Origin of the sequence: Streptomyces rectiviolaceus, from assembly GCF_039533825.1 — a bacterium.
GTDB lineage: Bacteria > Actinomycetota > Actinomycetes > Streptomycetales > Streptomycetaceae > Streptomyces > Streptomyces rectiviolaceus.
In genome coordinates this window covers 1-600 of the sequence record NZ_BAAAUG010000288.1, presented here as the reverse complement: position 1 = coordinate 600, position 600 = coordinate 1, and the positions used below count along the sequence as shown (strand labels likewise).

The following is a 600-nucleotide window of genomic DNA, read 5'->3' as shown; positions in this document are numbered from 1 at the left end:
GTTCAGGCGCAGCAGCGGCTCGGTGTTGGAGGCCCGGACGTTGAACCACCAGTCCGTGGCCGTCACCGTCAGGCCGTCCAGCTCGTCGATGGTGATCCCGTCCTGAGCCCCGTACTTCGTCTTGATCGCCGCGAGGCGGGCCCTCTGGTCGTCCACCGTGGAGTTGATCTCCCCGGAAGCCGCATAGCGGTCGTACTGCGCCACGAGAGCCGACAGCGTGCCGTCCTGACCGCCCAGCGCCGCAAGGACGTGCAACGCGGCCAGCATGCCCGTGTCCGCGTTCCAGAAGTCACGGAAGTAGTAATGCGCCGAGTGCTCCCCGCCGAAGATCGCCCCCGTCTTGGCCATCTCCTCCTTGATGAAGGAGTGACCCACCCGCGTGCGCACCGGCGTGCCGCCGTTCTCCCGCACCACCTCGGGCACCGACCACGAAGTGATCAGGTTGTGGATGACCGTGCCCTTGCCGCCATTGCGCGCCAGCTCACGCGACGCCACCAGGGCGGTGATCGCCGACGGGGAGACCGGGTCGCCGTTCTGGTCGACGACGAAGCAGCGGTCCGCGTCCCCGTCGAAGGCGATGCCCAGGTCGGCACCCTCCTC

1 protein-coding gene is annotated in these 600 nt (G+C 68.3%); it reads right to left on the bottom strand.

The window, feature by feature from the left end:
• Window positions 1-600, bottom strand: a 600-nt coding sequence (locus ABD378_RS44075; protein WP_486389315.1) for a phosphohexomutase domain-containing protein, incomplete at both ends; no start/stop codon positions are given.